This is a genomic window from Pseudoalteromonas sp. SIMBA_162 (assembly GCF_046535955.1).
GTDB lineage: Bacteria > Pseudomonadota > Gammaproteobacteria > Enterobacterales > Alteromonadaceae > Pseudoalteromonas > Pseudoalteromonas marina.
Genome location: NZ_JAWJBQ010000008.1, coordinates 42,650 through 58,817 on the forward strand (window position 1 = coordinate 42,650; position 16,168 = coordinate 58,817).

Genomic DNA, 16,168 nt, shown 5'->3' on the forward strand with positions numbered 1-16,168 from the left:
ATGATAATAATGCTCCCACTATGACCAAATTAGGCTTACGTGATTCTGTTTTAACTTTGACCCTGATCCCCACGGTGATCATTGGATTGCTGCTTGGTGGTTATTTTACAATAAATCGTTACATTGAGCTTGATGAAATTTTATATCAGCAAGGTGCAACTATTTCAGAGCCTTTAGCAATTGCCTTAGAACAACCGCTTCTTGATAAAAATAAAGTATTACTAAATCGTTTAATCAGTTTTACACATAATCGGCACTCCCCGTCTATTAAATCAATTGCTATATTTGACACTAACAACGAGCTGTTGATGACGAGTAATTACCACCGTTCATTCGATGAATTAATCAATCAAGCGTCTCTTGCATCACTTAAAGCCACAAAAATAGAATCCTCAAAAGATATAATTACTTTCTATACGCCAATTGTTGGTCATTCTTCACCTAATACTCAATGGGACGCTTCAGCCTTTCAAACATCGTTAGGTACGGTCATTTTACAGCTAAACAAAGATAAAGCCGTTATAGGCCAACAACGCGCCTTACTTATTAGTGGCATAGTTATTATTTTATCTTTGGTATTAGCGGCAATTATGGCATTTAAACTTAGCCGCATGTTCATGACCCCTTTAAATAAGTTAGTGCTTGCAACCGACAAACTCGTTGAGGGAAAAAGAAGTACTGGCCTTACTGATACCATGTTGGGTGAATTTGATATTCTTCGTGAAGGGTTAAATACCATAGCCGATACTATGGTAATGCAAAAAGACGAAATGCAAAAAAATATTGACCAAGCAACCAGTGATTATCGTGAAACGCTTGAACAATATGAAACGCAAAATATTCAGCTCACAATGGCAAAAAAAGAAGCACAAGATGCCAACCGTGTTAAGTCAGACTTTTTAGCAAAAATGAGTCACGAGTTACGTACGCCACTTAATGGTGTAATGGGATTTACCCGCCAGCTTTATAAAACACCACTGAACAAGCATCAAAAAGATTACCTCGATACAATCATGTTATCGGCTAATAGTTTAATGACTATTATCAGCGATATTTTAGATTTTTCTAAACTAGAAGCTGGAGCGATGGAACTTGAATCGATTCAATTTCAATTGCGCGATGCGGTAAATGAAGTAATGACATTGCTTGCCCCAAGCGCCCATGAAAAACAGCTTGAGCTCTCTATTTATATAAACCCACAAGTCCCTGACGATTTGACTGGCGATCCTACTCGCTTTAAACAAGTACTTATTAATTTATTAAGTAACGCAATTAAATTTACCGAGCAAGGTTCTATAAAAGTAGATATTAGCTACCGCTTACTTGATGAAGAAAGTGCCTCTGTTTTAGTGTCGGTAACAGATACCGGTGTGGGTATACCAATGGATAAGCAAGATTCATTGTTTACTCCTTTTGGCCAAGCAGATTCAAGCATAACGCGCAAATTTGGGGGGACCGGCCTCGGCCTGATTATCACGAAACATATTGTTGAAGCGATGAATGGTCGAATATCGTTAAACTCAGCACCTGGTAACGGAACGTGTTTTACATTTAATAGTGTTTTTAGACTGCCTAATCACGTATTTACAAACGATCTACCAAGTAAGTCACTCATTGGTAAGCGTATTTTATACCTTGAGCCGCACGAGCATACGCATCATGCTGTACTGTCTTTATTGACAGAGTGGCAAGCAAATGTAACGCCATGCTTTAACGAAGCCAGCTTTTTATCGGCCGTAGAAAATACCCAAACTAAATTTGATATTTGTTTAATTGGCCACATGGCATCGGTTGATCACATGCAACTATTAAAAGGCTATGTAAAAACAGTAAGAGACTCGACCGACTATTTATATTTAATGCTTAATACCGTTTCACATAATATGCGTGAGGCGTTTATTGGCAGCGGTGCAGATGCTTGCTTAAGTAAGCCGCTTAATCATCGTAAGTTATGTGAAGTGCTTGCCGCACCATATAGACTCGACCATCCTGTTCATAATATAGAGCAGAGCGAGCAAAAATTATTACCGCTTAAAGTGCTGGTTGTTGATGATAACGATGCTAACTTAAAACTTATATGTACATTGCTCGATGAACAGGTTGAAGTAATTGATACAGCTCATAATGGTTCACAAGCTTATAGTTTAAGTAAAAGCCATAAGTACGATGTTATTTTTATGGACATTCAAATGCCGATAATGGATGGCATAACCGCGTGTAAACTTATCCAAGAGTCATCGCTTAATGAAGACACACCTATAATAGCAGTAACTGCGCATGCCCTGCATAGTGAAAAAGAACAACTACTGAAAGATGGCTTTAAAGGATATTTAACCAAGCCTATTGATGAAGATACACTTAAACAAATTATTAGCGACCACAGCCCACAAACGCCAATAAACCGTGAAAAAAGCAAAAATGAAATACCACAAAGTCCAGCGCCTTTTGAGAGTAGCCGAATAGATTGGCCCCTTGCATTACAACGGGCTGGTGGAAAAAACGAATTGGCGCTTGAAATGCTTAATATGCTGCTTTTAAGCGTACCAGAAACGCTTAATTTACTGACTAAAGCTATTGATGATGAAGCTTGCGAACAAGTACTCAGTATTGTGCATAAATTTCATGGTGCGTGTTGCTACACCGGTGTACCTAAATTAAAATCGTTAGCTGAAACTATTGAGACTTCACTTAAAAATGAGTGCGTGCTCGAAAATATAGAACCTGAACTTTTTGAGCTACAAGATGAGCTTGAAAACCTATTGGTTGACGCAAAAATGGACAGTAAAAACAAAAAAGACGTGCTTTAAGCGCGTCTTTCAATTATGCCTTAACACTCATATGTGATTGTTAAGTTAAAACAGCTATTTATAATTGAAGTTAAATCCGCGCTTCAATCATTAGGCGCTTCATATCACGCACCGCTTTATCTAGGCCATCAATGGCGGCACGCGCAATAATAGCGTGGCCTATATTTAACTCATAAATTTCTGGCATAGCCGCTATTGGTTTTACATTATGGTAATTTAAACCATGCCCTGCATTTACAATTAAGCCTAAACTTGCTGCGTATTGTACACCTTGACGAATGTGTTCAAGTTCTTTGCTTAAGTCGCTATCGTTTGTAGCGTCTGCGTATGCACCGGTGTGTATTTCTACATAAGGTGCGCCACAGGCTTTTGCAGCATCTAATTGTGCAGTATCCGCGTCAATAAATAATGAGACTTTGATACCTGCATCAGTAAGGGTTTTAGTTGCCGCTTTTATTTTTTCTATATTACCTGCAACATCTAAACCGCCCTCAGTGGTCAATTCCTCTCGCTTTTCCGGCACTAAACAAACATATTCAGGCTTCACCTCTAAAGCAATAGCAATCATTTCATCGGTTACTGCTATTTCGAGGTTCATACGCGTTTGAATGGTTTTTGCCATTACGTACACGTCACGGTCTTGAATGTGGCGGCGGTCTTCACGTAAATGAATGGTAATGCCGTCTGCACCGGCGTGCTCTGCAACGCTTGCTGCATGTGCTGGGTCAGGATAAGTTGTTCCTCGTGCTTGGCGAAGCGTTGCAATGTGATCAACATTTACACCCAAAAGAATATCTTTCATTGTTTTACCTGTAAAATTACGTTTATTGAGAGGCCGTAAATAACTCACGACTTTTTAATGGCTTATTACCTAACAAAGGTTTTAGTAAATAGCGACTTAACTGTTTTGCCATATATAACACATCTTTTCGGCTAAAGTCATGATTTGCTATTGCTTGAAGCTGTTCACCGCTAAAACCTGAGCGAGTATCTTCTTGGATAACAAACCCAAGTTCAGAGAAATAACTATACGTAAGCGCTTCATCTATTGGCTCACCGTTGGTATCAAAACTGAAATCAACACCGTAACCCAGTAATTCTAGTAATTGAAATTCGTACGAACGCAAAACAGATTGCAAATTGGCGCCACGGTTTAAGTTTTCTAAATGAGATTTATAAAGCTCATAAGCTTGTTCAATAGGCTCATTAACAGGCACTATTCTGTTTGTTAACTCGTTTAAATAAAACCCACAATAAAGCTCGTCACCAGATAGAAAAAGCGGTGCGCCGTGCAGCTCAAATTTATTAATGTATTTTAAATCGTACTTACCACTATAGTGAACAAGTAGAGGTTGAAAAGGTTGTAATTGCGCTTTGTGTTTAGTGGCCTGGCGGCCACTAATTCGTGCGATCATTCTAAGCTGGCCAACGCCTTCTACTAGCATATCGAGCATTACTTGTGAGTCACTATAAGGACGTCGGTGTAATAAATATGCGGTATAGAAGTCACTATCCATAAAGTAGGTTACTTACTATTTTAGTCTTCACCATAGCCTAGGCTTCTAAGTGCGCGTTCGTCATCAGCCCAACCAGACTTAACTTTTACCCAAAGCTCTAAAAATACTTTGTTATCGAGCATTTCTTCAAGATCTTTACGGGCTTCACGGCCAATTACTTTTAGCTTTTCGCCTTTGTTACCAATAACCATGCGCTTTTGTGTTTCACGTTCAACTAAAATTAAGCCATTGATATGCCAAACACCGTTTTCTTGCCACTTAAACTGCTCTATTTCAACAGTAACCGAGTAAGGTAATTCTTCGCCCATAAAGCGCATTAGCTTTTCACGGATAACCTCTGCAGCCATAAAGCGCATTGAACGATCGGTCACGTAGTCATCTGGAAAGTAAAACTCACATGGCGGAAGACGTTTGGTTACTTCGTCTTTTATAAGGTCAATATTTTTACCTTGCTTAGCCGAAACCGGCATAATGCTTACAAAGTCAAACTTATCGCCTAATAACTTCATGTGCGGAAGCACTAAATCACGGTCTTTCACTTGGTCAATTTTATTAATAACCAACATCACGGGCTTACCGCTTTGTGATACTTTATTTAGTACCATTTCATCATCAGCAGTCCAGTGTGTTCCTTCAACCACAAAAATAATCAGTTCTACGTCACCAATCGAACTAGATGCAGCGCGGTTCATTAAACGGTTAATTGCGCGCTTTTCTTCTATGTGAAGTCCCGGCGTATCAACATAAACGGCTTGATGCTTACCTTCTGTATGAATACCCATAATACGGTGGCGCGTTGTTTGCGGCTTACGTGAAGTAATACTGACTTTTTGCTCAATAATCTCATTGAGTAAAGTCGATTTACCTACGTTAGGACGTCCTACAATGGCAATCATGCCACAAAATGTATCAATATCGCCTTCATGAGGTTGTATTAGGGTATCAAGATTCATTTTTAATTATCTTCAATGCTTTTTCAGCAGCTTTTTGTTCGGCCTTACGGCGTGAGCTACCAACAGAAATTATGCTATCCATTCCATCAACAATACATTCAACCGTGAATGTTTGATTGTGCGCTTGGCCCTTTGTATCAACCACAGTGTAACCTGGTAAAGGAAGTTTGCGACCTTGTAGATGCTCTTGCAGCAGGGTCTTCGGATCTTTTTGATTAAGCCCTGGTGAAATAGCATCTAACCGTGATTCGTACCACGATAAAATAAGCTCGCTGCAACGCTCAATACCTGAATCTAAGAACGCAGCACCAATGATGGCTTCTACTGCATCGGCAAGTGTTGATTCGCGGCGGAATCCACCACTTTTAAGCTCACCTGGGCCTAAACGTAAGTAATCACCTAAACCAAACTCAACGCCAAACTCAGCAAGTGTTTGACCACGTACCAGTGTTGAACGCATGCGGCTTAAGTCGCCTTCACGTGCTTTAGGGAATTTGGCATAAAGTGCATTAGCAATAACAAAACTCAAAATTGAGTCGCCTAAAAACTCCAAGCGCTCGTTATGCTGACCTTTGTGACTGCGGTGCGTCATTGCCTGTTCAAGTAAACCTTGATCAGAAAACTCGTAGCCGATTTTGTTGTATAACTCTGTTACATTTTTTTTCATTGTTACTGAATATTACCTAGGCGTTCAAAGCGAACACCAGTTGGAACCCATCCTGGTAAAACATCATCAGGGCCATTCTCAAATTCAAAACTCATCCATATAAAGACAGCTTTCCCCACCAAGTTTTCTTTTGGTACAAATCCCCAAAATCGACCATCTTCACTATTATCTCGGTTGTCACCCATCATAAAATAGTGATCTGCGGGTACAACCCACTCATCGGTGCGAGTACCAGCTTGTCTGAAGTAGCGACCTTTTTTCTCTGGAACCTCAGGGTAAATTAAAATATCGTGACCATCTTCTGTTAGCGATTCATTTATTCGAACCGACTCCATGCCTTTTAGCATAAACTCGCCTCTATCTTTCACTTCCATATCAATTTTGTTGTACTCACCACATTGTAAGTTACTGCGGTTTACTTCACCCTCAGTACACTTTGGCTGAATGTATAGGTGCTTATCGCGGTATACAACCTTATCGCCAGGTAGTCCTATTGTTCTTTTGATGTAGTCAATTGTTTCATTGCCAGGAAACTTAAAAACAACAATATCACCACGTTCAGGCTCGTCCATCTCAACTAATTGAGTGCGCCAAACGGGGTCTTTTATACCGTATGAATACTTTTGTACTAAAATAAAATCGCCCACGAGTAGTGTTGGCATCATTGAACCTGACGGAATTTGAAAAGGTTCAAAGATAAACGATCTGAAAATAGTAATAGCAGCAATCATCGGAAAAATCGATTTTGCAGTTTCAGTTAATACTGGCTCTGGTGCAATTAATGCTGCTGTTTCATCATCTAACTTTGCGCCAGCAGAGGTTTGTGCTAACGCTAAACGCTCTTGCCTTTTTGGTGCATACATTAAGTGGTCTATTAACCATATTAAGCCTGAGCCTAAGGTTAACAGCACCAATAAAATTGAAAAGTAACCAGCCATTTATAATCCTTTGTTGTTATTTGCCAACTTTCAAAATAGCTAAAAACGCCTCTTGAGGTACTTCTACATTACCTACTTGTTTCATGCGTTTTTTACCATCTTTTTGTTTTTTGAGTAGCTTTTTCTTACGACTCACATCACCACCGTAACATTTAGCAATTACGTTTTTACGTAGCTGTTTTACAGTTGTACGCGCAATAACATGCTGGCCAATCGCGGCTTGAATTGCAATATCAAACATTTGGCGCGGAATAAGCTCTTTAAGTGCATCAGCAAGTTGACGTCCACGCGATTGCGCACTGTCTCTGTGAGCAATAATTGCAAGCGCGTCAACACGTTCACCATTAATTAAAATATCAACGCGAACCATGTCTGAGGTTTGAAAGTGCTTAAAATTATAATCTAGCGATGCAAAACCACGACTTGTAGATTTAAGCTTATCGAAGAAATCCATTACCACTTCAGCCATTGGTAACTCATACGTTACTGCAACTTGCTTACCGTGATAAGTCATTTTGGTTTGGCTACCGCGCTTTTCTATACATAGGGTAATTACATTACCTAAGTACTCTTGCGGCACTAATATATTTGCCTCAACAATCGGCTCACGAATTTCTACAATGTCATTTACTGCGGGTAAGTCAGACGGATTATCGATTTGGAAAGTGCGATCGTCCTTCGTTACGATTTCGTAAATTACCGTTGGTGCGGTTGTAATCAAATCAATATCGTATTCGCGCTCTAAACGTTCCTGAATAATTTCCATGTGGAGCATACCCAAGAAACCACAACGAAAACCAAAACCAAGTGCCGTTGAGTTTTCTGGCTCGAAGAACAAAGACGCATCGTTTAAGCTTAGCTTGTTAAGCGCATCACGGAATGACTCATACTCGTCAGACGCAATTGGGAACATACCTGCATATACTTGCGGTTTAATTTTTTGAAAGCCAGGTAAACGTTCTGGTGCTGCGTTTCTTTGATGCGTAATCGTATCACCAACGGGTGCACCGTGAATCTCTTTAATACCTGCGATAACAAAACCTACTTCACCGGTACGTAAAATACCTGTATTGGTTTGCTTAGGTGTGAATATACCCACTTGATCGGCTGTATGAATGTGCTCGTTAGACATGATTTTAATTTTGTCACCCGTACGTAGCTCACCATGCTTAATGCGCACAAGCGATACAACGCCTTGGTATGGGTCAAACCATGAATCAATAATTAGCGCTTGTAGAGGCTCATCTTTTTCACCAACTGGTGGCGGGATGTCTTTGACGATCATTTCAAGTACTTCGGCAATACCAACACCTGTTTTAGCACTACACTGCACAGCGTCTAAAGCATCAATACCAATAATTTCTTCGATTTCTTCAGCAACACGCAATGGATCTGCTTGTGGCAAATCGATTTTGTTTAATACAGGAATTACTTCTAAGTCCATTTCAATTGCGGTGTAACAGTTTGCTAAAGTTTGCGCTTCAACGCCTTGTCCTGCATCAACAACTAATAATGCGCCTTCACATGCAGCCAAAGAACGCGATACTTCATAGGTGAAGTCAACGTGCCCTGGGGTATCGATAAAGTTAAGTTGATATGTTTCGCCGTCATTTGCTTTGTAGTTCAACGTTACACTTTGTGCTTTGATGGTAATACCACGTTCGCGCTCAATATCCATTGAATCTAAAACTTGTTTTTGCATTTCACGGTCGGTTAAACCGCCACAAACTTGAATCAAACGATCTGAAAGGGTCGATTTACCGTGGTCAATATGGGCGATTATCGAAAAATTACGGATATGCTTCATAAACTGAGTTCAATACTTCTTATTTAAAGGACTAAATATGGATACCTAAGTGACTTGCAAATACTTGTTTTAGTATGCTTTTGTTAGTTAATTTAAAACATACATAATGACGAAAAATGATATGAACAATCAATAAAGGCTCACACAGCAACCATGCTGATTAACTTTTATTAAATTGTTTTAAATCACAGCTTCCTGTATTTCCAAGTTACTTGGGTATAAAACACCAATTTTACATTTAATTGGCGTCAATCACCATCTATTTGAGTTAAAGGGATACTAATTGGGTGAATTTTTACTACTTTTATATCGTGCCTGAGCGATTTAACACGTGTTTTTGCAATATAAAACCCCAAAACACCGCCCATAACAGCTGCAAATATTTGCCACACTTCGCCCATTAGTAATAACTCAGACGTAGCAAGTGCAAAAACAAGACTTAAAAAAAGCGGCAGCATGTACACAGCAAATGCGTGTTTTACCATATGGCTATCATCAAGGGATAAAGTGATCTTCTGGCCTATTTCGACAGGGGACTCAAATTTATAAGGGAGTGTTTTTTTTGCAGTGCCAAATAATTTACTAAATACTTGGGAGCCGCAACGACCGTTGCAGCCAGCGCAAGCTTGCTTTTGCTCGGCTTCTAAATGAGCCGTGTGGCCACTAAGGGCCACAACAGTGAGGGTTTGTTCAATCATAACAATCCTTACGAATCGTTTATAAAGCGCGCGTAACAGATTCGGCTATTGCCTTTGCAGTTAAGCTTGGCACATTACCAACAACCGATACATCAAAATTACCGCCATTATGCACATAAACCGTTGTAGCGCCAGAGGTGAGTGCACCACTTAAACGTTTACCAGGTAGTGGTCGCTGAATAAATACCGACACTTCAACAAACCCATCTGAATATAGATAGTAATCCGTAAGCTCGTTATTCAAATCTAGCTTGTGTCTATCCGATTTGAGTAGCTCAAAACCGGCAGGTAACCAGCTTATTTTCCAGTTAGTTGACGAACTATCAACCCCTTCCAACTCGCTTTCAGGTAACGGTGTAGGAAAATTTCGATTTAACACTTCTAATAGCATAGGTGCTGGTTGTTCAGTCACACTAATATGAGTTAGCTGAAGCTGCTCAAGAGCCTCTCCTTGATGGTTTACATAAGCAGCTTTCAATAGCAGCGCCGATTCCATATCGAGCCAAATCCAGTAGTTATATTTGTGCTCATCTTTTGACTCTATACGTACAAGCTGTGCAGCACGCCCGGCAATACGCCCTTTTCCGCCAAGTACAAAATCGTAGTGCTCACTTAAGCGCTGTATGTCTTTAAAAAGTACTTCTGGGATAGGCCCTGCAATAGAGTCTGTTTTTAGTGAATAAGGTTCAGACTGAGGTTCAAAATAAGTTACCTGGTCGTTGACTCTAATCATTTCAAGGCCTGCGCCATTGAGCAAACTCAAGTGTTCGAGTTCAATTTCACCCTGTTTGGCGTGCACCCATCGATAGGGTTCCATTGATTTACCTTTAACAACCACAAACGAGGCATCAAAGTTACGATTATGAACAGCATTAGCCATTTCTAATAATAGCATTTTGGCAGGATTTGAGTCGTTGGCAACTGCAGTAAAGCTCAATACCAACGACAGAACAAAAGTGATTACTTTCATTTAATTAGTTTTTTTCCTCTTGCGCTTTTGTTTCATTTTGCGCTGTTTGAAGAGAGTTAGCAACACGTGCTTGACGTTGATGCTCTAATACTAACGCGCCAATACGCTGTTGTTGCAATTCACGTAAACCTTGCTCTGCGTTTTCAAGAGCGGGCGCAGATGAGTAGCTCACTGGTGACGCCATACCTGTTAACGGTGTTGTTTGCAGTAATGGGATTTCATTTTGCTGTGGATCACTTTGCGGTAAAGTGCTTACTCCCACAATCGCAAACATTGCCACACTTGCAGCGATTGCAAGCTGAGCAACAGGCTTACGCCAATTAAATGCCACTACGTTATTTTGTTCTGACTTATCGGCCACTTCAGACTGCGCTTTCGACTGGGTAAAGTCAGCATAAACAGGCTCGTTTTCAAGTGCTAGAGCAACGCGTTCGCTAATATCAATATGGATGTCGTGATTATTTTTTTGAGCACGCATTGCATCACCAATTAACGCATAACGACCAAACGTAGAAACATCTTGCTCTGCAATTTTTGCATCAGCTAGGTGCTGCTCGCCATCAAGTAATGCAGATAACGATTCGTTATCTAACTTGTTAAGGTGTGCTTTTGTCATACTAAGACTCGCCTATTAATGGGTTTAATTTGTTATCAATTGCTTCACGGGCACGAAATATACGCGAACGTACTGTGCCTACAGGGCAATCCATTACCACAGCTATTTCTTCATAGCTCATACCCTCAATTTCTCTGAGAGTTATTGCGGTTTTAAGGTCTTCAGGCAAACTATCAATTGTATTAAAAATTACAGCGCGAACCTCTTCACTTAATAAAAGGTTTTCAGGTGATGCGTTTGAACGCATCGAGTCACCACAATCATAAAATTCAGCTTCTTCAGCGTCAATATCATTAGCTGGCGGCTTACGTCCCTGAGCAACTAAATAATTTTTAGCACAATTAACGGCAATACGGTATAACCAAGTATAGAAAGCACTGTCGCCTCTAAAGTTGGGAAGTGCACGGTAAGCTTTTATAAAAGCTTCTTGCGCTACATCAGCAATATCGCCTTGATTTGATACATAACGAGAGATCAAACCTGCAATTTTGTTTTGATACTTCTTTACTAATAGATTGAAGGCATTTTTATCGCCCTGCTGCACTCTTCTTACTAGCACTAAATCCAATTCCTGCTCGCTCATTCGAGCCGGTACTCCTATGTCTGGTTTTTGCTTGTTATTCATATTATCGCCATTGTTCACAAATACTCTGACCGCGACATGAATAAAAAGTTCTGCTTAATATTATTTTTATATAAAATAGTTCATAAATAACGGCGCTAAGCCATTAAAATCACTACATAGTGGTATGACAAATATGATACAACTACAAATATTAAAAACAAATACTGCTTTATTTAAGCATTGTAACCGCAAAGTACCCCTGACATGAACCAAAATAAACATCACATCGCAGATGTCGCTATTATCGGAAGCGGCGCGGCTGGCTTATCTCTTGCCTTATCACTAGCTAACTATTGTAACGTTACCGTTATTAGTAAAGGCGCGCTTACCGAAGGCTCTACACTTTATGCACAAGGTGGTATAGCCGCAGTATTTGATAAAAAAAATGACAGTATTGAATCGCATGTTGAAGATACTCTGGATGCTGGCGGCGGCCTATGTGACCGTGAAGCTGTTCACTATACAGCAAGTAATGCACACGATTGCCTTCAATGGCTAATTGACCAAGGTGTGCCTTTTGACATGGAATTTGATAGCAAAGGCAAAGAGCGTTTTCACTTAACGCGAGAAGGCGGTCATAGCCATCGTCGAATTTTGCATGCCGCCGATGCGACTGGTAAAGCCGTTCAAACAACATTAATAAGCCAAGTAAAATTACATAAAAACATCACTCTACTTGAGCAATACAATGCAATTGATTTAATTACTGATAAAAATACTGGCAAAGCAGGAACACACGTTGAGGGTATGTATGTGTGGAACAAAAAAGCTAAAAAAGTCGAAACTATATCGGCTAAATTTGTAGCACTTGCGACCGGTGGAGCAAGCAAGGTGTACTTATATACATCTAATCCTGATGTATCAAGCGGTGACGGTATTGCTATGGCTTGGCGAGCTGGCTGTAAAGTAGCTAATATGGAATTTAACCAATTCCATCCCACCAGCTTATACCACCCTGAATTACAAAACTTTCTAATTACCGAGGCAATGCGCGGTGAGGGTGCGTATTTAAAACGCCCAGATGGCACTCGCTTTATGAAAGATTTTGATGAACGTGAAGAGCTAGCCCCTCGTGATATAGTCGCTCGCGCAATCGATTTTGAAATGAAGCGCTTAGGTGCAAATTGCGTTTATTTAGATATTAGCCACAAAGATAAAGAATTTATTATTGAGCACTTCCCTACCATTTATGCAAAATGCTTGAGTGTTGGGTTAGATATTACAAAAGAAGCGATTCCGGTTGTCCCTGCCGCACACTACACTTGCGGTGGTGTAATGACTGACTTTAACGGTAAAACAGATTTAGATAATCTATATGCCGTTGGTGAAGTAGCTTACACCGGCCTGCACGGTGCAAACAGAATGGCAAGTAACTCATTGTTAGAGTGCATTGTGTTTGCCCATGCTGCAGCGAAAGATATTTTAAGCAAAATTGAACATGCACCAGAACCCATGACCTTGCCGCAATGGGATGAAAGCCGTGTAACTAACTCGGACGAAGAAATAGTCATTACGCATAATTGGCATGAGCTACGCCTCTTTATGTGGGATTATGTCGGTATTGTTCGTTCAACTAAGCGTTTAGAGCGCGCACTACATCGGGTTGAGTTACTGCAACAAGAAATACACGACTATTATGCTAACTTTAGAGTAAGTAACAACTTACTCGAGCTACGTAATTTAGTGCAAGTAGCAGAGTTAATAATTAGAAGTGCAATGCAAAGAAAAGAAAGCAGAGGGCTTCATTACACAATTGATTACCCTGAGCAAAACGAAAACCCAACCCCCACTATTTTGACCCCTGAGCGCCATTAACCGCACTCAAAACAGCTCGTTTTAATCGGGCATAGCTTTGCTTATCAACACCATTGGCTGAAATAATAAGCCAATGGTTGTTATTAAATCCTCTTATAAATAGCCAAACACTGCCCGTAAACACTTTGCTTTTTGGACTTATTTGCCCTTCTATTTTATGTACGTCATTTTCGAATCTAAACAAACTAGGCTCTAAAATAATCACGCCCATTTGCGGTTGGCAGGCTTTTACTTTACGCCCGACTAAAACCCCAGTTATTAGGTTGGCAAAAATACATATTAGGGTTGCCAAAAAAGAGCTTAAAAATAAACACATTATTAAAGTAAGCACACAAAAAAAGACCACAATGGGTTTGTGGTCTGCTTTATTATTTTTTACAGTGAACCTATACACGAACTCTGTTTAATATGAGTTGTACCATACTATTTAGCTGCTCGTCTTTGCATTTTTCATGGCCCATAAACCATGCAAATAGATCAGGATCTTCTTGTGTTAACAAGCGCTGAAAAATAGCTTGTTGCTCTGCATTTAAAGAATCGTATGCTTCTTCTACAAACGGCATAAACAAAACATCTAGCTCTAACATACCACGACGACAAGCCCAACGAATACGTGCTTTACTATGAATTTCAACCATTTTAAACCTCATACTGAATTGACTCGAGTTTAACAAACACAAGCCGGTTTAGCAGCTATTAATCAACTATAAAATAAATACACCCCTGCGGGTGCTTGTCTGTACCATACGTAGCAACTGCGTTATTATGTCATTTCATTTGTATTGCAAAGAAGGTTTTTATGTCTAGCGTTTACGCATGTCCGTTATCTCACCAACTTATTAGCCTTACAGGTGTTGATAAATTATCTTATCTGCACGGGCAAATTACTCAAGATCTAAATAAACTAACCAGCAGCAATTTTTTATGGACCGGCCACTGTAGCGCCAAAGGAAAACTTTGGGGCGTATTTAAGCTATTTTCTCACCAAGACAGTTACTACTTATCTGGCAGTAGTGCTGAGGTAGAGCAATCGTTAGTTGAGCTAAAGAAATACGCAGTATTTGCAAAAGTAGACATAAGTGCGTCTTCAAACCGGTTAATTGGTCTTATTGGTGATGACTTATCTACGATTTTAACAGAGCTGGGTATTGCTTTTGACGACAATATAATAGCGTGTGACTTTGATAACGGTAAAGCATTGAAGCTGGCTGATAACCGAGTGTTGCTTATGGTTGATAGTCAGTTTGCAATCCCTGATAGCGTTTTAACGCTTGATAACGATGCCCCATGGCAGCAAGCAGCAATTTTAGCTGGCGAGCCACAGCTTAGCAGTGATGCAATTGGCGAATATGTACCGCAAATGGTTAACTTACAAGCCATTGGTGGCATCAGCTTTAAAAAAGGCTGTTACACAGGACAAGAAACTGTAGCGCGCATGAAGTACCTTGGTAAAAATAAGCGTGCAATGTATATCGTATCAGGGCAAAGCGAAAGCATGCTGGATGAACCCGAACTTGAAGTACAACTGGGTGAAAACTGGCGCCGTGCTGGTAAACTTATTGCGCAAAGCTTTAATGAAAAAACTAATATATTAACTGGCCTTGTTGTGTTGCCAAACGATACTGAAACAACGCAAGTACTTCGTGCAAAACACGCGCCTGAGGTAGAGCTAAGCATTCTGCCTTTACCTTACTCTTTAGATGATGAATAAATAGGAATGACTATGATCGTTGCGGCAAACAAAGTGGTAAAAATGCATTATTCAGTAATGGATAATGATAACAATAGCATTGATAACTCGTTCGGTGGTGAGCCGCTACATTTTATTGTGGGTACTGGTTACCTCATTTCAGGCCTTGAAAATGCGCTACTAGGCAAACAACCTGGTGATACGCTTAGCGTAAAAGTTGAGCCTGAAGATGGTTACGGTGAACGCCACGACAACCTAATGCAAGCTGTGCCAAAATCGATGTTCGAGGGTATGGAAATTGAAGTAGGTATGCAATTTCGCGCATCAACAGATGATGGCGACCAATCAGTAATGATTATTGATATTCAAGATGAAGAAGTGATTGTTGATGGCAATAACCCGCTTGCAGGTATTACACTTAACTTTGATGTAGAAATACTTGAAGTGCGTGACGCAACAGAAGACGAACTCACCCATGGCCATGTTCATGGCGAAGGGGGGTGTGGCCACGACCACTAACTCAAACATATAAAGAAAGCGCCTAAGGCGCTTTTTTTATATCATGTTATTGCGTTTGACCACTTTGGGTTCGCTTTGTTGCTTTTGAGGCTGCGCCATTGGTACGTTTTGTTTTTTTAGTGCGTCTAGTAACCCTTGTTGGTCGTTTGTACCCACTCTATACAAGGTGCCATCGTTAAGCGTTAGCTGAACAGCACTAAATCCAGACACAGTATAAACCCACCCATCGTGCGTTATTCGAATACCAATACCATGCCTGTAAGAGTTTTGAACTGCTTTCGCCTCAGAAATATCGCTAAGCGTAATTTGCTGGCCTGCCACACCAGGGCCAAATCCCCAGCTAATTGTTTTATCGTTTACTTTAACTGTTAAGCCATGAAACAAAAAGCCCACCAGTACCAATACACCTGCAAAAATAATTAACGGCCAATCTGCCCCAATTAAATTCCACGCTAAAGCAACAAAGCCACCAATCCAGGTCAAAACAAAAAAGATAAACACCGCATACTGTTTATGCTGATACATATTATTCTCTAATTAAATAAA

17 protein-coding genes are annotated in these 16,168 nt (G+C 40.2%); 4 read left to right on the plus strand and 13 right to left on the minus strand.

Features of this window, described 5'->3' with window-relative positions; translation table 11 throughout:
* Nucleotides 1-20: 20 nt before the first annotated feature.
* On the plus strand, nucleotides 21-2,807 hold the full coding sequence (barA, locus tag R0J88_RS07895; protein WP_410899604.1) for a two-component sensor histidine kinase BarA: 2,787 nt from the start codon (nucleotides 21-23) through the stop codon (nucleotides 2,805-2,807).
* 70 nt (nucleotides 2,808-2,877) lie between these two features.
* Here the strand turns inward: barA and pdxJ are convergent, their stop codons facing one another.
* From pdxJ to rpoE, 10 genes are all read right to left on the minus strand, one after another.
* Nucleotides 2,878-3,609 carry a pyridoxine 5'-phosphate synthase gene (gene pdxJ, locus R0J88_RS07900; protein ID WP_410899605.1) on the minus strand — a complete coding sequence of 244 codons (732 nt, stop codon included), beginning with the start codon at nucleotides 3,607-3,609 and terminating at the stop codon, nucleotides 2,878-2,880.
* Between the two features lie 22 nt (nucleotides 3,610-3,631).
* Entirely contained in the window at nucleotides 3,632-4,324 is a 693-nt protein-coding gene (recO, locus tag R0J88_RS07905) for a DNA repair protein RecO (protein ID WP_276755414.1), read from the minus strand.
* 20 nt (nucleotides 4,325-4,344) lie between these two features.
* A complete protein-coding gene (era, locus tag R0J88_RS07910; protein ID WP_006794150.1) occupies nucleotides 4,345-5,277 on the minus strand; it encodes a GTPase Era in 933 nt (310 codons plus the stop codon).
* The gene (gene rnc, locus R0J88_RS07915) at nucleotides 5,267-5,944 is read right to left on the minus strand and encodes a ribonuclease III (protein ID WP_006794149.1); all 678 of its coding nucleotides are present in this window, start codon (nucleotides 5,942-5,944) and stop codon (nucleotides 5,267-5,269) included. The genes era and rnc overlap by 11 nt, the downstream gene beginning before the upstream one ends.
* A 2-nt stretch (nucleotides 5,945-5,946) precedes the next feature.
* Entirely contained in the window at nucleotides 5,947-6,882 is a 936-nt protein-coding gene (lepB, locus tag R0J88_RS07920; protein ID WP_203984474.1) for a signal peptidase I, read from the minus strand.
* Nucleotides 6,883-6,898: 16 nt separating this feature from the next.
* Nucleotides 6,899-8,689: a translation elongation factor 4 gene (gene lepA / locus R0J88_RS07925; RefSeq protein WP_008132753.1), complete on the minus strand. Its 1,791-nt coding sequence runs from the start codon at nucleotides 8,687-8,689 to the stop codon at nucleotides 6,899-6,901.
* Between the two features lie 248 nt (nucleotides 8,690-8,937).
* Nucleotides 8,938-9,387 (minus strand): SoxR reducing system RseC family protein, encoded by a 450-nt coding sequence (locus tag R0J88_RS07930; RefSeq protein ID WP_410899606.1) that lies wholly within the window; start codon nucleotides 9,385-9,387, stop codon nucleotides 8,938-8,940.
* A gap of 19 nt (nucleotides 9,388-9,406) precedes the next feature.
* A complete protein-coding gene (locus tag R0J88_RS07935) occupies nucleotides 9,407-10,357 on the minus strand; it encodes a MucB/RseB C-terminal domain-containing protein (RefSeq protein ID WP_410899607.1) in 951 nt (316 codons plus the stop codon).
* 4 nt (nucleotides 10,358-10,361) lie between these two features.
* Nucleotides 10,362-10,973 (minus strand): sigma-E factor negative regulatory protein, encoded by a 612-nt coding sequence (locus R0J88_RS07940; RefSeq protein WP_410899608.1) that lies wholly within the window; start codon nucleotides 10,971-10,973, stop codon nucleotides 10,362-10,364.
* 1 nt (nucleotide 10,974) lies between these two features.
* Nucleotides 10,975-11,556: an RNA polymerase sigma factor RpoE gene (rpoE, locus tag R0J88_RS07945; RefSeq protein ID WP_006794143.1), complete on the minus strand. Its 582-nt coding sequence runs from the start codon at nucleotides 11,554-11,556 to the stop codon at nucleotides 10,975-10,977.
* A 246-nt stretch (nucleotides 11,557-11,802) separates the two neighbouring features.
* Here rpoE and nadB point away from each other — a divergent pair, with 246 nt between their 5' ends.
* Nucleotides 11,803-13,413 (plus strand): L-aspartate oxidase, encoded by a 1,611-nt coding sequence (gene nadB, locus R0J88_RS07950; RefSeq protein WP_006794142.1) that lies wholly within the window; start codon nucleotides 11,803-11,805, stop codon nucleotides 13,411-13,413.
* Here the strand turns inward: nadB and R0J88_RS07955 are convergent.
* Both R0J88_RS07955 and R0J88_RS07960 read right to left on the minus strand, forming a co-directional pair.
* On the minus strand, nucleotides 13,388-13,729 hold the full coding sequence (locus R0J88_RS07955) for a hypothetical protein (protein ID WP_410899660.1): 342 nt from the start codon (nucleotides 13,727-13,729) through the stop codon (nucleotides 13,388-13,390). The two genes, nadB and R0J88_RS07955, sit on opposite strands and share 26 nt — an antisense overlap.
* Nucleotides 13,730-13,799: 70 nt before the next feature.
* On the minus strand, nucleotides 13,800-14,051 hold the full coding sequence (locus tag R0J88_RS07960) for a succinate dehydrogenase assembly factor 2 (protein WP_006794140.1): 252 nt from the start codon (nucleotides 14,049-14,051) through the stop codon (nucleotides 13,800-13,802).
* 161 nt (nucleotides 14,052-14,212) lie between these two features.
* Between R0J88_RS07960 and ygfZ the strand changes: the two genes are divergently transcribed.
* Complete coding sequence (gene ygfZ / locus R0J88_RS07965; RefSeq protein WP_410899609.1) at nucleotides 14,213-15,124, plus strand: tRNA-modifying protein YgfZ; 912 nt, start codon at nucleotides 14,213-14,215, stop codon at nucleotides 15,122-15,124.
* A 12-nt stretch (nucleotides 15,125-15,136) separates the two neighbouring features.
* Nucleotides 15,137-15,622 (plus strand): peptidylprolyl isomerase, encoded by a 486-nt coding sequence (locus R0J88_RS07970; protein WP_006794138.1) that lies wholly within the window; start codon nucleotides 15,137-15,139, stop codon nucleotides 15,620-15,622.
* A 36-nt stretch (nucleotides 15,623-15,658) separates the two neighbouring features.
* On the opposite strand, the gene R0J88_RS07975 is transcribed toward R0J88_RS07970, so the two are convergent.
* On the minus strand, nucleotides 15,659-16,147 hold the full coding sequence (locus tag R0J88_RS07975) for a hypothetical protein (protein ID WP_410899610.1): 489 nt from the start codon (nucleotides 16,145-16,147) through the stop codon (nucleotides 15,659-15,661).
* Between the last annotated feature and the right edge of the window lie 21 nt (nucleotides 16,148-16,168).